This is a genomic window from uncultured Pseudomonas sp. (assembly GCF_913774235.1).
Classification (GTDB): Bacteria; Pseudomonadota; Gammaproteobacteria; order Pseudomonadales; family Pseudomonadaceae; genus Chryseomonas.
On the sequence record NZ_CAJYDW010000019.1, the window covers coordinates 434,936 to 453,072 of the forward strand.

The window sequence follows — 18,137 nt, forward strand, 5'->3', positions numbered from 1 at the left end:
AGGAGCGGCCCATGGCCGCGATTCCCCCAGGCCGCGATCCTGCTAGTTATCGCGGCCATGGGCCGCTCCTACGGTCAGCTACCCAGGTAAACAGCAGACATGAGCGAACAACCCCTAGACCCCCAAGCCCAGGAACAGGAAGACAACAAGCTGATCGCCCAGCGCAAGGAAAAGCTCTCCGCGCTCCGCGACCAGCAGGCCATTCCCTTCCCCAACGACTTCCGTCGCGACAGCCTGGCCGGTGACCTGCAAAAGCAGTACGCCGACAAGACCAAGGAAGAGCTGGAAGCCGCGGGCATCAAGGTCAAGGTGGCCGGCCGCATCATGCTCAACCGCGGCGCCTTCATGGTGCTGCAGGACACCAGTGGGCGCATCCAGGTCTACGTCGACCGCAAGACCCTGCCGGCCGAGACCCTGGAAGCGGTCAAGACCTGGGACCTGGGCGACATCATCGCCACCGAGGGCACCCTGGCCCGCTCCGGCAAGGGCGATCTCTACGTCAACATGAGCGACGTGCGCCTGCTGACCAAGTCGCTGCGCCCGCTGCCCGACAAGCACCACGGCCTGACCGATACCGAGCTGCGCTATCGCCAGCGCTATGTCGACCTGATCGTCAACGAAGAGGTGCGCCAGACCTTCCGCGTGCGCTCCCAGGTCATCGCCCACATCCGCCGCTTCCTCATGGAGCGGGGTTTCCTCGAAGTGGAGACCCCCATGCTGCAGACCATCCCCGGCGGCGCGGCGGCCAAGCCCTTCGAGACCCACCACAACGCCCTGGACATGGCCATGTTCCTGCGTATCGCGCCGGAGCTGTACCTCAAGCGCCTGGTAGTGGGTGGCTTTGAGAAGGTCTTCGAGATCAACCGCAACTTCCGTAACGAAGGCGTCTCGACCCGGCACAACCCCGAGTTCACCATGCTCGAGTTCTACCAGGCCTACGCCGACTACGAAGACAACATGGACCTCACCGAGGAACTGTTCCGCGAGCTGGCCCAGGCCGTGCTCGGCAGCACCGACGTGCCCTATGGCGACAAGGTCTTCCACTTCGGCGAGCCCTTCGTGCGCCTGTCGGTGTACGACTCCATCCTCAAGTACAACCCGGACCTCACCGCGGCCGATCTCAACGACGTCGAGAAGGCCCGCGCCATCGCCAAGAAAGCCGGCGCCAAGGTGCTCGGCCACGAAGGCCTGGGCAAGCTGCAGGTGATGATTTTCGAGGAACTGGTGGAGAGCAAGCTGGAGCAGCCGCACTTCATCACCGAGTACCCCTTCGAGGTCTCGCCGCTGGCGCGCCGCAACGACCAGAATCCCAACGTCACCGACCGTTTCGAGCTGTTCATCGGTGGCCGCGAGATCGCCAACGCCTACTCCGAGCTCAACGACGCCGAAGACCAGGCCGCGCGCTTCATGCTGCAGGTCCAGGAAAAGGATGCCGGTGACGACGAGGCGATGCACTACGACGCCGACTTCATCAACGCCCTGGAATACGGCATGCCGCCCACCGCCGGCGAAGGCATCGGCATCGACCGCCTGGTAATGCTGCTGACCAACTCGCCGTCGATCCGCGACGTCATCCTCTTCCCGCACATGCGCCCGCAATAAGAGTGGCGCCCCGCCCGGGGCGTCGCTCCGGCTCCTGCCGACCGGGGCTCTGTCATCAAAGGTTCATTTGGACCTGCTAACAGAGCCCTGATGTCGCGTCCCCTCCGCAGGTAGCCATGACCAACACCCTGATTCCCCTGCATCCGGCCGCCGAACGGCTGGGGCTGCTCTACGCCTATCACTTCACCTCCGGTCAGCCTGGCCACGCCCTGACCATGGCCCCGGAAGACCCCTGGGAAGCAGAGGAGGGCGGCTTTCGCTGGCTGCATTTCAACCTGGCCCATGCTGCCGCCGAACGCTGGATGCGCGAGCACCTGGGGCTGCCCGAGGAATTCTTCGAATCCCTGCACGCGGGTTCCCATTCGACCCGCCTGGAGCCGGCCGACGACACCCTGCTCGGGGTGGTGAACGACGTGACCCTGGCCTACGGCCAGGTCTCGGTGGATGTCGCCACCCTTTGGGCCTGCGCCCGGCCTGGGCTGCTGGTGACCGCCCGCGCCCAGCCGCTGCGCTCGGTGGATCGCCTGCGCCATGCGGTGCGTCGTGGCGAGGGCTTCGGCTCGACCCTGGAACTGCTGGTGCATCTGCTGCGCGACCAGGCCGACGTGCTCACCGGCATCATCCGCGACACCACGGTCAAGGTGGATGCCATCGAGGATCGGCTGCTGTCCCAACGGCTGGCCGCCAGTCGCGCCGAACTGGGCAGCCTGAGGCGGGCCCTGGTGCGGCTGCAACGGCTGCTGGCCCTGGAACCGGGCTCCCTACTGCGGCTCCTGAACCGGCCGCCAGCCTGGCTGCGCCGCGACGACATCCAGACCCTGCGCGAAGCCACCGAGGAATTCGACCGGGTGCTGGACGACCTCGCCGCCCTGGTGGAGCGGCTCAAGCTCTTGCAGGAAGAGATCGCCGCCGCTTCCGCCGAGCAGACCAACCGCACCTTGTTCACCCTGACCCTGGTCACGGTGCTGGCCTTGCCGATCAACATCATCGCCGGTTTCTTCGGCATGAACGTCGGCGGCATCCCGCTGGCCAGCTCGCCCCATGGCTTCTGGATCCTGGTGGCGCTGGTGGCCACCTTTACGGTACTGGCTGGTACCTGGGCGTTCCGCAAGCGCGGCGACTGATCAGCCGCATGCAACCCCTGGGGGCACGCCGCGGTCTCTAGGGGAACCGTTACTGGAGACCGCAATGGACTTCAAGGACTACTACGAGGTACTCGGCGTCGCCCCCGACGTCGACGACAAGACGCTCAAGACCGCCTATCGCAAACTGGCGCGCAAGTACCATCCCGACGTGAGCAAGGAGGCCGACGCCGAGGCCCGCTTCAAGGAGGTGGCCGAGGCCTATGACGTCTTGCGCGATCCGCACAAGCGCGCCGAGTACGACCAGGTGCGCCTCTATCAGCAGCAGGGCGAGCGCTTCCAGGTGCCGCCGGACTGGCAGCCGGGGTCGGGCGATGACTACAGTGATCCCCACGCCGGCTTCGGCGAGGATTATTCCGACTTCTTCGAATCCCTGTTCGGTGCCGCCGGGCGCTCGCACCAGGGTGGCTTCGCCCGCCGCGGCCGCGACGTCGAGCTGGAATTGCCGCTGTTTCTCGAAGAGAGCCAGGCCGGCAGCACCAAGCCGCTGAGTTTCAGCTTGCCGCAGCGCGACGAGCTCGGCCGCCGGGTCGGCGAGACCACCAAGACCCTCAACGTCAAGATTCCCGCCGGCAGTACCGACGGCGAACGCATTCGCCTGAAAGGGCAGGGTGAACCGGGTATTGGCGGCGCGGAGGCGGGTGATCTCTATCTGGTCATCCGCCTGGTGCCCCATCCCCTGTTCGATGTGGATGGTCAGGACCTGGTGGTCACTGTACCGCTCGCCCCCTGGGAAGCTGCGTTGGGCGCCAAGGTGCAGGTGCCGACGCTGGATGGGCAGATCATGCTCAGTATCCCGGCCGGCAGCCAGAACGGTGCGCGGTTGCGGGTACGGGGCAAGGGCCTGGCGGGCAAAGCCAGGCAGGGCGATCTGCATGCCCTGCTCAAGGTGGTGATGCCGCCCAAAGGCGATGAAGAAACCCAGGCGCTGTGGCGCCAACTGGCCGAGCGGGCGGCCTTCGATCCCCGCCGCGACTGGAGGAAAGTCTGATGAGCAGTCTGATCGTCCTGCAGGAATTCTGCGTGCTCTGCGAGGTGAGCGAGCCCGTGGTGGTGGAAATCGTCGAGCACGGCATCCTGGCGCCGCAGCGGGGCAAGCGCCCGGCCGACTGGCACTTCGATACCAGCGCCCTGCACCGCGCCCGCCGCGCCGTGCGCCTGAGACGCGAACTGGAACTGGATTGGTCCGCTACCGCCCTGGCCCTACACCTGCTGGATGAGGTGGAAGAGCTGCGCCGCGAGAACCAGCGGCTGCGCCAGCGCTTGGCGCGTTTCGCCGGCGAGCTACGGGATGTTTGAGCGGAGCCTTAGGCAGGTTGAGACGGCTCCATTGTCGAGGCCCAACGGCCGGGCTTGAGCCTGGCCGGGTTGGGCTTTGCTGTGCTCGGCCCAACCTGCAGAACTTCCGTTCGCACCGAATCGCCCCCTCTCCCTCTGGGAGAGGGCGGGGGTGAGGGAGCCGGATGCGGGTTTCCAAGGTATGGTTCCATAATCGCGGCCATGGGCCGCTCCTACAGCTGCGGATGAGCCCTGTAAGAGCGGCCCATGGCCGCGATATTGTAGGGTGGAAAACCGCGCAGCGTTTTCCACGCTACACCAGGAGTTCGACAGCCATGCCCAGCCATATCCTCGACCATCGCATCCTCGGTGAATCCCTGCAGGCGGTGGAGATCGGCCTCGATCCGGGCGAGACGGTGATCGCCGAGGCCGGCGCTATGACCTACATGGAAGCCGACATCGACTTCACCGCGCGCATGGGCGACGGCTCCGCTGGCCTGCTCGGCAAACTCTGGGGCGCCGGCAAGCGCATGCTCGGTGGCGAATCGCTGTTCATGACCCACTTCACCAACCAGGGCCGCGAGAAACGCCACGTCGCCTTCGCCGCGCCCTATCCGGGGCAGGTGGTGCCGGTGGATCTCGCTGCCCTGGGCGGTACCCTGTTTTGCCAGCGCGATTCCTTTCTCTGCGCGGCCAAGGGCACCCGCCTCGGCGTGGCCTTCACCCGTCGCCTGGGCGCCGGTTTCTTCGGTGGCGAGGGCTTTATCCTGCAGCGCCTGGAAGGCGATGGCATGGCCTTCGTGCATGCCGGCGGCACGGTGATCCGTAAGGAGCTAAGGGGCGAGACCCTGCGCCTGGACACCGGTTGCCTGGTGGGATTCACCAATGGCATTGACTACAACATCAAGCTGGCGGGTGGCCTGCGCAGCATGCTGTTCGGCGGCGAAGGCCTGGTGCTGGCCACCCTGAGTGGCCACGGCACGGTGTGGATCCAGACGCTGCCTTTTTCTCGATTAGCCGGTCGGGTCCAGGCCGCGGCCGGCGGCACGGTAGGGGAGCGCCGTGCCGGCGGGGACTAGCCAGCTAGGCCCGTTGTAGCGCGCTCTGCGGCACCATGCGCTCCAGCCAGTCGCGCCAACGCACCCGGCTGTCGTGGACCAGCCAGCCGTCCTGGCGGGCGAAGCTTTCCGACAGCCAGAGGCCGCGGGTCGATACTGGCAGGCGTTGCCCGGCGGATAGGGTGTAGAGCTCGCCGGTAGGCTTGCCGTCGTCCAGGGCGACCAGATAGAGATCCGGGCGTTGCCGCGCCAGGCGGGCCAGCAACTGACCGTTCTCGATCTTCTCGTCGACGTGGAACAGGCTCGGCGCCTTGCACTCCTTGGGCAGTTCCAGCAGCAGGTCATAGACCAGCTGCAGTGAAGCGGTGGGCGTATGCACATAGGCGCGCGGGCGCTCCAGCAGCGCCAGGCTGCCACAGCGTACCGGGCGTGCCGCGCCCGAGCGCGGGGTCAGGCGGAAGGACACGTCCTCGCGATAGGGCAGGGCCGGGGCATAGGGTGTCGGCAGCCAGGTGTCGGCGAAGCGCCCGGCCAGCCAGCCGCGCGGCGTCTCGATCAGGCACTCCTCGGCCACCTCTTGCACGGCGGTGAGCAGCGGCAGCGCCAGTTCGTGGGTCGGGATGTAACCGGAGATCAGCTTGAGCACCACATCGCCGCGGTCGGGTCGGCGCTGGCGCACCAGCAGCCAGTGATCCTGGCCCTGCCAGTTCAGGGTCAGACGTACCGAGACGCCCAGGTTGGCGAGCTTGACGCTGAAGTGCTGAGCGTCGCCGATCTCGATGGGCTTGCGCCGCTCCAGCATCTCGCCGAAGTTCAGGGGTTGGCCGAGGGCCTGGTAGGTAAGGCCATCATGGTTGGCCTCCACCGTCAGAGGCAGGGTCTTGAACGCCTTGGGATTGTGGCGGGCGATGAGCTGGGGCATAGCCGACTCCTGTTGTAGTGTGCCGCGGACGCGTCGTCCCGGGCGACCCGGCAAGGGCGTCCAGCGGACGAAGGCAAGGGTTCAGCGAAACGCTCTGGATCAGGGCCGAGCGGTGATCACTTCGGCCAGAGTACGGACATTATGTGACAGGTGCAGGGGATCGATAGTGCCGACTATCGCACCGCTTACCCCGGGTTCGCCGAACACCCGGGCGAAGCTCGCCCGCACCGGGTCCTGGCCGGCGCCCAGCACGGCGTGACCGCTGGCCAGCGCCTTCTTGATCAGGATGCCCTTGCCCAGGGCGGCGGCGGCCCGAATCACCGGGATCTCGGCATCTTCGTTGAGATTGAAGGTGACCATGGCGCAATCGCCGCTCTCCAGGGCCTTGAGGCCACCGGCCACGGTCTTGCCGGAAAAGCCGAAGGCGCGGATCAATCCCTCACGTTTGAGCTCGGCCAGGGTCTCGTAGCAGCCGCTGTCCTGCAGGATGGCCAGGTCGTTGCCGTCGGAGTGCACCAGCACCAGGTCCAGCCATTCGGTTTCCAGGCGTTGCAGGCTGCGCTCCACCGAGCGGCGGGTGTGGGCCGGGCTGAAATCGAAGCTGGACAGGCCGCCTTCGAATTCCTCGCCGACTTTGCTAGCGATAACCCAGTGCTGGCGCTGGCCGCGCAACAGCGGACCCAGGCGTTCTTCACTGCGGCCATAGGCTGGCGCGGTGTCCAACAGGTTGATACCCAGGTCGCGGGCCAGGCTGAGCAGGTCGGCGGCGGCGCGGTCGTCGGGGATGGTGAAGCCGTTGGGGTATTTCACACCCTGGTCGCGGCCGAATTTGACCGTGCCCAGGCCCAGTGGGGAAATCTCGAGGCCGGTGCTGCCCAGGGGGCGGTGCAGACCATGCAGATCGCGCAGGCTCATGGCAGCAGCTCCTCCCAGAAGGGCGCCGCCACCGGTGGTTGCGGATGGACGGGCAGGGCGGGGTGCTGCCCGGGGGCGATGCCATCGCGGTCGAGATTGGCCAGGACGCGATCGGCCAGGTCCGGCGACAAGGCCAGTTTGGTCGGCCAGCCCACCAGCAGGCGACCTTCCTCGGCGACGAAGGCATTGTCCGGTCGCACCAGGCCGGATTGCGCCGGCTCGGCGCGGTCCACCCTCAGGGTCGCCCACTGGGCGCCAGCGAAATCGATCCAGGGCAGCAGGCGCTGCAATTCGTCCCGCGCCGTGGCGACCTGCGCCGCCGGCTCGCGGGCCACGCCTTCGGCCTCGGCCAGGTCGCCGCCCAGGTACCACAGCCACTGGCCGTCGGTGGTGGGGTGGCTGGTGATGGTCACCCTTGGCTTGGGACCGCCGCCCAGGCAATGGGCATAGAGGGGTTTGAGCATGGGGCCCTTGACCACCACCATGTGCAGCGGGCGGCGCTGCATGGCCGGTTGTTCGAGACCCAGGGCCCTGAGCAGATCGGCCATGCCGGCGCCGGCGGTGAGCACGATGCGCCGGGCGCGGATCGGCTGGCCGTCCACCACCAGGCCGGTCAACTCGCCGTCTTCGCGTAGCGGTTGCAGATCGCGTCCGGCCAGTAGGCTATCGCCGGCCAGCTCGGCCAGGCGCGCGACCAGACTGGGCACGTCCAGCACCAGTTCGGCCAGGCGATAGACCTTGCCCTTGAAGGCGCGGTCGCGCAGGGCGGGGGGCAGTTCGTCACCCTTGACCGCATCCACCCGGCCGCGCACCGCCTTGCTGGCGAAGAAGCTGGTGAGGTTGCCGGCCAGGCTGCCGGGCGACCAGAGGTAGTGGGCTTCGGAGAGCAGGCGCACGCCGGACAGATCCAGCTCGCCCGTGCCGGCCAGGCTCTCGCGCCAGCGCCGCGGCATGTCGGCGATAGCCTCGGAGGCGCCGGTGAGCATCCCGGTCAGGGCGTACTTGGTACCGCCATGGATGATGCCCTGGGACTTGCCGCTCTGGCCGCCACCCAGGGCGCCGCTTTCCACCAGCACGGTGGCGTAGCCGGCGCGCCTGAGGCGGGCGTTGAGCCAGAGGCCGGCGACGCCGCCGCCGACGATGAGGATATCGGTGGACCAGGGTTGGGACATGAACGGCCTGCTTGCGTTGAGAAACCACGAAATGCGGATTTTATTGGGAAAAAACCACAGATCGTGATTTTACACGCTCAACGCAACCGCTGGTCTCAATGCCCCGTGCTGCCCGAAAACAACTGGATCACCACCACCCCGGCGACGATCAGGCCCATGCCGAGCATGGCGGGTAGGTCCAGCTTCTGGTTGTAGAGGAAGGCCGCGGCGATGCTCACCAGCACGATGCCCAGCCCGGCCCAGATGGCATAGGCGATGCCGACGGGGATGCTGCGCACCACCAGGGTCAGCATCGAGAAGGCCAGAGCATAGCCACCGATGACCAGGATTAGCGGCAGCGGTTTGCTGAAGCCGCTCACGGCCTTCATCGAGGTGGTGGCGACGACTTCGGCGGCGATGGCGATGGCCAGGTAGATGTATCCGCTCATGGTGAGTCCTCCTGTCGAATGAGCCCATTGTGCCTCAAGCTTCGATAGGTAAAAGTTAATACCTATCTGCTGAGGAGATGGGTCATGCAGTGGAATCTGGAGCAGTTGGAAATCTTCGTCGGGATCGCCGAGGGCGCGAGTTTTTCCGCTATGGGCCGCCGTCTGGGGCGGTCCCAGTCGGCGGTCAGCTCGGCCATCGCCCTGTTGGAGACCGACCTGGGCGTCGAGTTGTTCGAGCGCAGCAATGGTCGCACCCCGGTCATCACCGCGGCCGGCCAGGCCCTGCTGGAAGAGGCCCGCGAGGTGTTGCGCCAGTGCCAGCGCCTGGACAGCCGCGCCCAGGCGCTCTGCGCCGGGCAGGAACCGCTGCTGCGCCTGGCGCTGGACGAGGCCATGCCCTATCAGCCGGTACTGGATGCCCTGGACGCCCTGGCCACCGCCTTTCCTCATCTGGAAGTCCAGCTCACCAGCAGCGCTCAGGGTGACGTGGCGCGCAAGCTGTTGACCAATCAGGCCGACCTTGGCCTGCTGTTCCGCCATGAGCACATGCCCCAGGCCCTGGAGCGCCAGGCGTTGGGCGATGTGGCCCAGGTCACCGCCTGCAGTGCCAGCCATCCCCTGGCGGGGCAGCGTGGGGTAGGGCGGCGCGAATTGGCCCGCCATCGGCAACTGCTCATCGCGCCGCTGGAGAATGCCTATCCCGGCGGCGAGCAGATCGCGCCCCAGGTCTGGCGTGCCGACAGCTTCTACCTCCTGGCCGAACTGCTGATGCGGGGTCTCGGCTGGGGCTGGCTGCCCCGCCACGTGGCGCGCTATCCCTCCTACCAGGGCCTGCTGGCCGAACTGGAGTGCGATTGGGTGCCGCCGGCGCTGGTGGTGGAGCTGGCCTGGCGCCGCAATGCCGCGCCCGGTCCGGCAGCGCGTTGGCTGGCGCAGCGGTTGGCGGAGGAGTTGCGGGCGATAGGATGAGGCCGACTGGTCGGGTTTCGCTGCACTCAGTACCCACCTACGACAGCCATATTCTGGCCAGATCCGTGGGGCAGCTTGGCCAGCGCCAGGGCCTGACCGCTGCGATACTCCGTTCATCCTTCTGACCTGCGATGATCGCCATGACCAGAATCCCCGCCCTCGGCCAGCGCTACGTCTTCGTCGTCCTGGCACTGATCTTTTTCGCCCTGCTGGTCTCGGCTGGAGTGAGGTCCACCCCCGGCGTGCTGCTCCTGCCACTGCAGGAGACCTTTGGCTGGAGCCGCGAAAGCGTGTCCTTCGCCGCCGCCGTGGGTATCTTCCTCTATGGCCTGGTCGGGCCCTTCGCCGCGGCCCTGATGCAGACCCTGGGTATCCGCCGCACCCTGCTCTGTGGCCTCGCCCTGATCAGCCTGGCCACCGCCCTGAGCACCCTGATGCGCGAACCCTGGCATCTGGTAGCCACCTGGGGCGTGCTCAGCGGCCTGGGCACCGGTTGCGTGGCCATGGTGCTGGGCGCCGCCATCGTCAATCGCTGGTTCGTCGCCCGCCGTGGGCTGATGATGGGCCTGCTGGCGGCCAGCACCGCCACCGGCAACCTGGTGTTCCTGCCGCTGCTGGCCCATCTCGCCAGTCACGAGGGCTGGCAGACGGTGGTACTGACGGTCGCCGTGGCCAGCGCTGCCCTGATCCCGCTGGTGGCCTGGCTGCTGCCGGAGCGCCCGGCAGACGTCGGCCTGCGGCCCCACGGTGCCCCGGCGGACTATCAGGCGCCGGCCGCTACTGCACCGGGCAATCTGTTTCGCGTGACCCTCGGCACCCTGGCCATGGCCAGCCGCCGGCGCGACTTCTGGCTGCTGTTCCTCACCTTCTTCGTCTGTGGCTTCACCACCAATGGCCTGATCGGCACCCACTTCATCGCCATGGGCCACGACCACGGCCTGTCCCAGGTCCAGGCCGCGGGCATCCTCGCGCTGATGGGCATCTTCGACCTGGTGGGTACCACCGCCTCCGGCTGGCTGACCGACCGTTACGATCCGCGCCGCCTGCTGTTCGTCTACTACAGCCTGCGCGGCCTCTCGCTGATCTACCTGCCGTTCTCCGGTTTCGCCCCCGAGCAGTTGTTGCTGTTCGGCATCTTCTACGGCCTGGACTGGATCGCCACCGTGCCGCCCACGGTCAAGCTGACCAACCAGAGCTTTGGTGAAAAGACCGCACCGGTGGTGTTCGGCTGGGTGTTCTGCGGCCACATGCTCGGCGCCGCCTGTGCCGCCTTCCTGGCCGGCGCCCTGCGCGAGCACTTCGGCTCCTATCAGGAGGCCCTGGTCCTGGCCGGCCTGACGGGCATCCTGGCGGCGTTGATGGCCTTGGGGATAGGACGCCGGCCGGCCCAGGTGGTGGGCGTCGCTCAGTCAGCCTGAACGGTGATCTGGCTCTGTTCGCCCAGGCCGGTGATGCCCAGGCGCATGGTCTGGCCGGGCTTGAGGAAGACCGGCTGCGGCTTGATGCCCATGCCGACGCCGGGGGGCGTGCCGGTGGAGATGACGTCGCCGGGTTGCAGGCTCATGCAGCGGCTGAGGTAGGCGATCAGTTGCGGGATCTTGAAGATCAGGGTGCGGGTATTGCCGTCCTGGTAGCGCTGGCCGTCCACTTCCAGCCAGAGGTCCAGGGCGTGCGGGTCGGGCACCTCGTCACGGGTCACCAGCCAGGGGCCGAGGGGGCCAAAGGTGTCGAAGCCCTTGCCCTTGTCCCAGGTGCCGCCGCGTTCGAGCTGCCATTCGCGCTCGGAGACGTCGTTGATCACGCAGTAACCGGCCACGTGCTCCAGGGCGTTCGCCTCGTCGATATAGCGCCCGCCCTTGCCGATCACCACGCCCAGCTCGACCTCCCAATCGGTCTTCTGCGAGCCGCGAGGAATCTCCACCGCATCGTTGGGGCCGCAGATGGCGCTGGTCCACTTGTTGAAGATGATCGGCTCCGTGGGGATGGCCATGCCGGCTTCGGCGGCGTGGTCGGCGTAGTTTAGGCCGATGCAGATGAACTTGCCGACATTACCGACGCAGGGGCCGAGGCGCGGCTGGCCCTCGACGCGCGGCAGGCTGGCCGGGTCGAGGCGGGCCAGTCGGTCCAGGGTGTCGGCCCCCAGTATCGAGCCGGTGATGTCGGGGATGTGAGCGGACAGATCGCGGAGGATGCCCTGCTCATCCAGCAGGCCCGGTTTCTCCTGGCCCTTTTCGCCATAGCGCAACAGTTTCATGGGGTTCTCCTGTCGGGATAAAGAAGCTAGAGACTCATGCCGCCATCGATCACCTGTACGGCACCGGTCATGTACTGGGAGGCATCGCTGGCCAGATAGAGGGCGAGCCTGGCGATTTCCTCGGTCTGACCGAAGCGTCCCATGGGCTGCCGGGCGATGAAGCGCTCCCGGACGGCCTCGAGGGGCAACTGTTCAGCCTGCGCTGCTGCCACGATACGCTGTTGCAGCGACGGTGAGTCGACCGTGCCGGGGCAGATGGCGTTGCAGCGGATGCCCTGGCGGACGTGATCGATGGCGATGGCCTTGGTCAGGCCGATCACCGCGGCCTTGCTGGCCGTGTAGGCCAGGCGATCCGGGACGGCTTTCACACTGGAGGCCACGGATGCCATGTTGATGATGGAGCCGCCGCCGCGTTCGATCATCGCCGGCAGGAAGGCGCGGATGAGGCGGTACATAGCGGTGACGTTGATGTCGAAGGAACGGTGCCAGGCGCTCTCATCGCAGTCCAGGATGGTGCCGGCATGCACGTAGCCGGCGCAGTTGAAGAGGACGTCGATGCCGCCCAGGGCGGCCGACAACTCGTCGATGGCCGCCGCCGAGGTGACGTCCAGTTCGCGTGGCTCGACGCCGGGTAGCTCTTGCAGGGCATCCAGGCGGATATCGGTGGCGATGACCTTGGCACCGGCCTCGGCGAACAGTCGGGCGCTGGCCAGGCCGATGCCCTGGCCAGCAGCGGTGATCAGGACGCGCTTGCCGTCGAGTCTCATGCGGCCTCCGGCGCCAGGGTCGGTTGGCGAGCCTGGCGGGACGACGCCTGCAGCATCGAGCGCGGAATCGCCAGGATCAGCAGACCGCTGACGAACAGGCAGGCACCGAGCACATAGGTGCCGTTGTTGATGTCGCCGGTGAGGGTTTCCATGGTCGCGGTGATCATGGAGCCGGTGAAGCCGGAGAGGTTGCCGATGGCGTTGATCATGCCGATGCCCGCCGCCGCGGCGACGCCGGAGAGCAGGGTGCCGGGCAGCGACCAGAAGATCGGCATCAGCGCCAGCAGCCCCGAGGCGGCCACGGTGAGGAAGAAGATCGACAGCACGATGTTGTGGATGAACCAGGCGCTCAGCACCAGGCCCAGGGCGCCGACGAAGGCCGGTACCGCGGCGTGTAGCCGTTGCTCGCCGGTCCGCGCCGAATGACGGGCGTTGAGCAGCATGACCACCAGGGCGACGCTGTAGGGGATGGCGGTGAGCAGACCGATCTGCAGGCTGCCGCTGACCCCGGCATTCTTGATGATCGAGGGCATCCAGAAGGCCAGGCCGTAGAAGCCGGTGTTGAAGGTCAGCAGGATGAACACCAGCAGCCAGACCCGCGGATTGAAGAACACCTCGCTGAGCCGCGACGCCTTGCCGGTGTTGTGCTGGTCCAGGTTGCGCTTGAGCAGGGCCTTTTCCCGTGCGTCCAGCCAGGGCGCCTTGTCGATGTTGTCGCTCAGGCAGCAGAACACCACCACCGCCATGATGATCGAGGGCACCCCTTCCACCAGCAGCATCCACTGCCAGCCGGCCAGGCCGTGCCAGTTGTGCAGGCTGCTCATCAGCCAGCCGGAGAGCACGCCGCCAAAGCTCAGGCTGAAGGGCAGGGCGATGAGGAAGCCCGACATCACCCGACTCTGCCGGCGGGTCGGGAACCAGTAGTTGAGATAGAGGATCACCCCGGGAAAGAAGCCCGCCTCGCAGACGCCCAGCAGGAAGCGCAGCACATAGAAGAGAGTGCTCGACTGCAGGCCGAAGAGCTGCGCCAGCGGCTGGGTGAAGGCCACCGCCATGGAGATGATCGCCCAACTGAGCATGATGCGGGCGATCCAGAAGCGCGCGCCGTAGCGGTGCAGCAGCAGGTTGCTGGGGACCTCGAAGAGGAAGTAGCCCCAGAAGAACATGCTGGCGCCGAGGGCGTAGACGGTGTTGCTGAAGCCGAGGTCGTCGAGCATGTCCAGCTTGGCGAAGCCGACGTTGAGGCGATCCAGGTAGGCGGCGATGTAGCACAGCAGCAGGATCGGCAGGATGCGCAGCACCACCTTGCGATAGGTGCGTTCTTCGAAGGCGTCGCCAGCGGCGCCCTGGGGAGCGGTGGTCTCGAACATGGGAATGACCTTCGGGGCCTTGGGGCCCGTTGTTGTTATGAGGAGGTCGAAGGCGGCCGGCGAAGCGGGACCGGTCGTCTGAAACGCCAGGCCACTCTAGGAGGACGAGCGATTCTTTCCCAATGGCATTTGCGGATCATTCGATAACGGCGCGTTATCGACTGCTCTAGCTGAGGGTTTGCTCGCGTCCGGCATGGCTGAGCAGGATGGCGGCGAATTCCCGCGCGGCCTCGCCCAGGGGTTCGTCCTTGCGGGTGAGGATGCCGTAGTCCTGGGCCGGCAGGTGCAGGGGCAGCTCCAGGATGCTCAGGGCGCCGCTGGCGAGATAGGGTTCCACCATGGCCTCGGGCAGCATGCCGATCATGGGGCCGGCGTGCAGCACCTGGAGAAAGGTCTGCATGGAGATGGTGTCGATGGTGTTGCTCGGCACCGGCAGGCCGGCGGCGGCGAAAGCCTGCTCCATGCGGCCGCGGATGGGGGTGCCCCGGGGATAGAGGATCCAGGGCCAGGCCAGCACCTGGTCGAGCGCCACGGGGCCGCTGCCTGCCAGCGGATGCTGTTCGTTGACCACGAAGCGGAAGGGCTCGGGTGCCAGCGGGCGGAAGTCGAAGCGCTGGGCCTGGGCCTCGTCGGTGAAGCGCGCCACCGCCAGGTGCAGCAGCTTGTCGTCGAGCATCTCCATCAGGTGATCGCTGGTCTGCTCCACCACCTCGATGGCCAGCAGCGGCCAGCGCTGCTTGATCGCGACGATGGCCTGCGGCAGCGCCACGGCGGTGGCGGCGAAGATGCCGCCCACCTTGAGCTGGCCATGGCCGCCACGCCTCAGGCTGTCGATCTGCTCGGCGAAGTCACGCGCCTCGTTGAGCGCCACCCGGGCATAGCGCAGCACGTGCTCGCCCAGGGCGGTGGGCGGCATGGCGCGCGGCAGGCGTTCGAACAGGGCGAAGCCCAGCAGGTGCTCGATCTCCTTGAGCATCTTGCTGACGGCCGGCTGGCTGAGATTCATCTGCTGCGCGGCCAGGTGCATGTTGCGGGTGCGCCCCAGGGTGTCGATCAGCAGCAGGTGGCGGAACTTGAGCCAGTGGCAGATATGGCTGAACGATGGCTCGGACATGGATGCCTTCCTGCGTGATAAACGCCGGTTATCGAATGATGAGATAAGCCCATTTGAGTTTATCAGTCTGCCTGCCTAGCGTGGACCCATCCCTTCCGGAGTCCTGCCCATGTCCCTTCGTCTCTCGCCCGCCAACACCCTTCCCATCGACGGCCTGGCCGGCACCCTGGTGGGCCGCGCCTGGGTGCCCGGCCCGCTGGCCGGACCCTCGCCCGTGGTGTTGCGCGAAGATGGCGTCTTCGACGTCTCCCAGCGTTTCGCCACCCTCAGCGCCCTGTTCGAAGAAGAGGCGCCGCTGCAGGCCCTGCGCGACACCCCCGGGCGCTACCTCGGCAGCCTTGAAGAGTTGCTGGCCAACAGTGGCGAACAAGCCGATCCGACCCGCCTGCACCTGTTGCCGCCCGCCGATCTGCAGGTGATCAAGGCCGCCGGGGTGACCTTCGCCGCCAGCATGCTGGAGCGAGTGATCGAAGAGCAGGCCGGCGGCGATGCCGGGCGCGCCGCGGCCATTCGTGAGCAGGTGCAGGCGGTGATCGGCATGGACCTGCAGGGCCTGGAGCCGGGCAGTCCCCGTGCCCAGGCGCTCAAGACGCTGCTGATCGAGCAGGGCCTGTGGTCGCAATACCTAGAGGTGGGCATCGGCCCGGACGCCGAGATCTTCACCAAGGCGCCGGTGCTGGCCGCGGTCGGCACGGGCAGCGCCATCGGCATCCATCCCGTCTCCCAGTGGAACAATCCCGAGCCCGAGGTGGTGCTGGTGGCGGACAGCCGCGGCCGCATCCATGGCGCCACCCTGGGCAATGACGTCAACCTGCGCGACATCGAGGGCCGCAGCGCCCTGCTGCTGAGCAAGGCCAAGGACAACAACGCCTCCTGCGCCCTGGGCCCCTTCATCCGCCTGTTCGACGAGACCTTCGATCTCGACCGGGTCCGCCAGTGCGTGGTGACCCTGGAAGTCCAGGGCGAAGACGGCTTCCGACTCCAGGGCAGCAGCTCCATGGCGCAGATCAGTCGCGATCCCGCCGATCTCGCCGCCCAGACCCTCAATGCCAACCACCAGTATCCCGACGGCTTCGTGCTGTTTCTCGGCACCCTGTTCGCCCCGACCCAGGACCGTGACGCACCCGGTGGTGGCTTCACCCACAAGGTGGGTGACCGGGTGAGCATCGCCAGCCCCTTGCTGGGTACCCTGCACAACCGGGTGACCACCAGCGACCAAGCCCCGCCCTGGCGCTTCGGCCTCGGCGCCCTGATGCACAACCTGGCCGCCCGTGGCCTGCTGGGTCGCTGATCCTTTCTTTCCTAATAACAACTAGAGACCATCATGACTTCCGCCAAACGCCCGCTGCGCAGCCAGCTCTGGTTCGACGACCCTGCCCACGCCGACATGACCGCGCTCTATGTCGAGCGCTACATGAACTACGGCCTGACCCGCGACGAACTCCAGTCCGGCCGCCCCATCATCGGCATCGCCCAGACCGGCAGCGATCTCACCCCCTGCAATCGCCACCACCTGGAACTGGCCCAGCGGGTCAAGGCCGGCATCCGCGACGCCGGTGGCATCCCCATGGAATTCCCGGTGCACCCCATCGCCGAGCAGAGTCGCCGGCCCACCGCAGCCCTGGATCGCAACCTGGCCTACCTCGGCCTGGTAGAGATCCTCCATGGCTTCCCGTTGGATGGCGTGGTGCTCACCACCGGCTGCGACAAGACCACCCCGGCCTGCCTGATGGCCGCGGCCACCACCGACCTGCCGGCCATCGTACTGTCCGGCGGACCCATGCTCGACGGGCACTTCAAGGGCGAGCTGATCGGCTCCGGCACGGTGCTCTGGCACGCGCGCAACCTGCTGGCGACCGGCGAGATCGACTACGAGGGCTTCATGGCCCTGACCACCGCCGCCTCGCCCTCGGTGGGTCACTGCAACACCATGGGCACGGCCCTGTCGATGAATGCCCTGGCCGAGACCCTGGGCATGTCGCTGCCCGGTTGCGCCAGCATCCCCGCGCCTTACCGTGAACGCGGCCAGATGGCCTATGCCACCGGCAAGCGCATCTGCCAGCTGGTGCTGGACGATGTCCGCCCCTCGCAGATCATGACCCGCGAGGCCTTCGAGAACGCCATCGTGGTGGCCTCGGCCCTGGGCGCCTCCAGCAACTGTCCGCCGCACCTGATCGCCATCGCCCGCCACATGGGTATCGAGCTATCGCTGGACGACTGGCAGCGCCTGGGCGAAGACATCCCGCTGCTGGCCAACTGCATGCCGGCCGGCAAATACCTGGGCGAGGGCTTCCATCGTGCTGGCGGGGTGCCGGCGGTGCTCCACGAACTGCTCAAGGCCGGTCGCCTGCACGGCGACTGCCTGACCGTCTCCGGTCGCACCATCGGTGCCATCGCCGAAGGCGCCGCCAGCGCCGACCCGGCGGTAATCCAGCCCTATGAGGCACCGCTCAAGCACCGTGCCGGCTTCATGGTGCTCAGCGGCAACTTCTTCGATAGTGCCATCATGAAGATGTCGGTAGTGGGCGAGGCCTTTCGCCAGACCTACCTGGCCGAACCCGGCAAGGAAAACAGCTTCGAGGCGCGGGCCATCGTCTTCGAAGGCCCGGAGGACTATCACGCACGCATCGACGATCCGGCGCTGGACATCGACGAGCGCTGCATCCTGGTGATCCGCGGTGCCGGCCCGGTGGGTTATCCGGGCAGCGCCGAGGTGGTCAACATGGCGCCACCGGCGGCCCTGATCAAGAAGGGTATCGACTCCCTGCCGTGCCTGGGCGACGGTCGCCAGAGCGGCACCTCTGCCAGCCCCTCGATCCTAAACATGTCACCCGAGGCGGCGGTGGGCGGTGGCCTGGCGCTGCTCCAGACCAATGATCGCCTGCGCGTGGACCTCAATGCCCGCCGCGTCGATGTGCTGCTCGACCCCGCCGAACTGGAGCGCCGCCGCGCCGAGTGGACACCCAACCTGCCGCCGTCCCAGACCCCCTGGCAGGAGCTCTACCGGCAACTGGTGGGCCAGCTCTCCACCGGCGGCTGCCTGGAGCCGGCGACCCTGCACCTGAAGGTGATCGCTCGCGAAGGCGGGGTGCCGCGGCATTCTCACTAGGTTGAACGGGCTCGCACTGGCGGCCCTGCTTCATTAA

General features: G+C 67.0%; 17 protein-coding genes. 9 read left to right on the forward strand and 8 right to left on the reverse strand.

What is annotated here, in order from left to right:
• The first annotated feature begins 99 nt into the window (after positions 1–99).
• From lysS to QZ471_RS22570, 5 genes are all read left to right on the forward strand, one after another.
• Positions 100–1,602 carry a lysine--tRNA ligase gene (gene lysS / locus QZ471_RS22550; protein WP_058783524.1) on the forward strand — a complete coding sequence of 501 codons (1,503 nt, stop codon included), beginning with the start codon at positions 100–102 and terminating at the stop codon, positions 1,600–1,602.
• A gap of 116 nt (positions 1,603–1,718) precedes the next feature.
• Complete coding sequence (locus QZ471_RS22555) at positions 1,719–2,726, forward strand: transporter (RefSeq protein WP_059230118.1); 1,008 nt, start codon at positions 1,719–1,721, stop codon at positions 2,724–2,726.
• Positions 2,727–2,790: 64 nt separating this feature from the next.
• The gene (gene cbpA / locus QZ471_RS22560; protein WP_295468075.1) at positions 2,791–3,735 is read left to right on the forward strand and encodes a curved DNA-binding protein; all 945 of its coding nucleotides are present in this window, start codon (positions 2,791–2,793) and stop codon (positions 3,733–3,735) included.
• Positions 3,735–4,043: a chaperone modulator CbpM gene (locus tag QZ471_RS22565; protein WP_295468077.1), complete on the forward strand. Its 309-nt coding sequence runs from the start codon at positions 3,735–3,737 to the stop codon at positions 4,041–4,043. Before cbpA ends, QZ471_RS22565 begins: the two co-directional genes overlap by 1 nt.
• Positions 4,044–4,357: 314 nt before the next feature.
• Positions 4,358–5,101 (forward strand): TIGR00266 family protein, encoded by a 744-nt coding sequence (locus QZ471_RS22570; protein ID WP_295468079.1) that lies wholly within the window; start codon positions 4,358–4,360, stop codon positions 5,099–5,101.
• Between the two features lie 4 nt (positions 5,102–5,105).
• Here the strand turns inward: QZ471_RS22570 and QZ471_RS22575 are convergent, their stop codons facing one another.
• The 4 genes from QZ471_RS22575 to QZ471_RS22590 all read right to left on the reverse strand — a co-directional run bounded on the left by QZ471_RS22575 (position 5,106) and on the right by QZ471_RS22590 (position 8,517).
• Complete coding sequence (locus QZ471_RS22575) at positions 5,106–6,002, reverse strand: metal ABC transporter ATPase (protein ID WP_295468081.1); 897 nt, start codon at positions 6,000–6,002, stop codon at positions 5,106–5,108.
• Between the two features lie 99 nt (positions 6,003–6,101).
• On the reverse strand, positions 6,102–6,917 hold the full coding sequence (locus tag QZ471_RS22580) for an aldo/keto reductase (protein WP_295468082.1): 816 nt from the start codon (positions 6,915–6,917) through the stop codon (positions 6,102–6,104).
• Positions 6,914–8,089 (reverse strand): FAD-dependent oxidoreductase, encoded by a 1,176-nt coding sequence (locus tag QZ471_RS22585; protein ID WP_295468084.1) that lies wholly within the window; start codon positions 8,087–8,089, stop codon positions 6,914–6,916. Before QZ471_RS22585 ends, QZ471_RS22580 begins: the two co-directional genes overlap by 4 nt.
• A gap of 95 nt (positions 8,090–8,184) precedes the next feature.
• Positions 8,185–8,517, reverse strand: coding sequence for an SMR family transporter (locus tag QZ471_RS22590; protein WP_295468086.1), 333 nt, complete (start codon positions 8,515–8,517; stop codon positions 8,185–8,187).
• A gap of 84 nt (positions 8,518–8,601) precedes the next feature.
• On the opposite strand from QZ471_RS22590, the gene QZ471_RS22595 reads away from it, so the two are divergent.
• Positions 8,602–9,486, forward strand: coding sequence for a LysR family transcriptional regulator (locus QZ471_RS22595; protein ID WP_295468088.1), 885 nt, complete (start codon positions 8,602–8,604; stop codon positions 9,484–9,486).
• 140 nt (positions 9,487–9,626) lie between these two features.
• Positions 9,627–10,904 (forward strand): MFS transporter, encoded by a 1,278-nt coding sequence (locus QZ471_RS22600; protein WP_295468090.1) that lies wholly within the window; start codon positions 9,627–9,629, stop codon positions 10,902–10,904.
• Here QZ471_RS22600 and QZ471_RS22605 read toward each other — a convergent pair.
• From QZ471_RS22605 to QZ471_RS22620, 4 genes are all read right to left on the reverse strand, one after another.
• The gene (locus QZ471_RS22605; RefSeq protein ID WP_295468093.1) at positions 10,892–11,740 is read right to left on the reverse strand and encodes an ureidoglycolate lyase; all 849 of its coding nucleotides are present in this window, start codon (positions 11,738–11,740) and stop codon (positions 10,892–10,894) included. The genes QZ471_RS22600 and QZ471_RS22605 overlap by 13 nt on opposite strands.
• A gap of 26 nt (positions 11,741–11,766) precedes the next feature.
• Entirely contained in the window at positions 11,767–12,507 is a 741-nt protein-coding gene (locus tag QZ471_RS22610) for an SDR family oxidoreductase (protein WP_295468095.1), read from the reverse strand.
• Positions 12,504–13,877, reverse strand: coding sequence for an MFS transporter (locus tag QZ471_RS22615; protein WP_295468097.1), 1,374 nt, complete (start codon positions 13,875–13,877; stop codon positions 12,504–12,506). Before QZ471_RS22615 ends, QZ471_RS22610 begins: the two co-directional genes overlap by 4 nt.
• 166 nt (positions 13,878–14,043) lie before the next feature.
• The gene (locus tag QZ471_RS22620) at positions 14,044–14,991 is read right to left on the reverse strand and encodes a LysR family transcriptional regulator (protein WP_295468099.1); all 948 of its coding nucleotides are present in this window, start codon (positions 14,989–14,991) and stop codon (positions 14,044–14,046) included.
• Positions 14,992–15,100: 109 nt separating this feature from the next.
• Between QZ471_RS22620 and QZ471_RS22625 the strand changes: the two genes are divergently transcribed.
• Both QZ471_RS22625 and QZ471_RS22630 read left to right on the forward strand, forming a co-directional pair.
• Complete coding sequence (locus tag QZ471_RS22625) at positions 15,101–16,282, forward strand: fumarylacetoacetate hydrolase family protein (protein WP_295468102.1); 1,182 nt, start codon at positions 15,101–15,103, stop codon at positions 16,280–16,282.
• Positions 16,283–16,315: 33 nt separating this feature from the next.
• On the forward strand, positions 16,316–18,100 hold the full coding sequence (locus QZ471_RS22630) for an IlvD/Edd family dehydratase (protein WP_295468104.1): 1,785 nt from the start codon (positions 16,316–16,318) through the stop codon (positions 18,098–18,100).
• Positions 18,101–18,137: the final 37 nt, after the last annotated feature.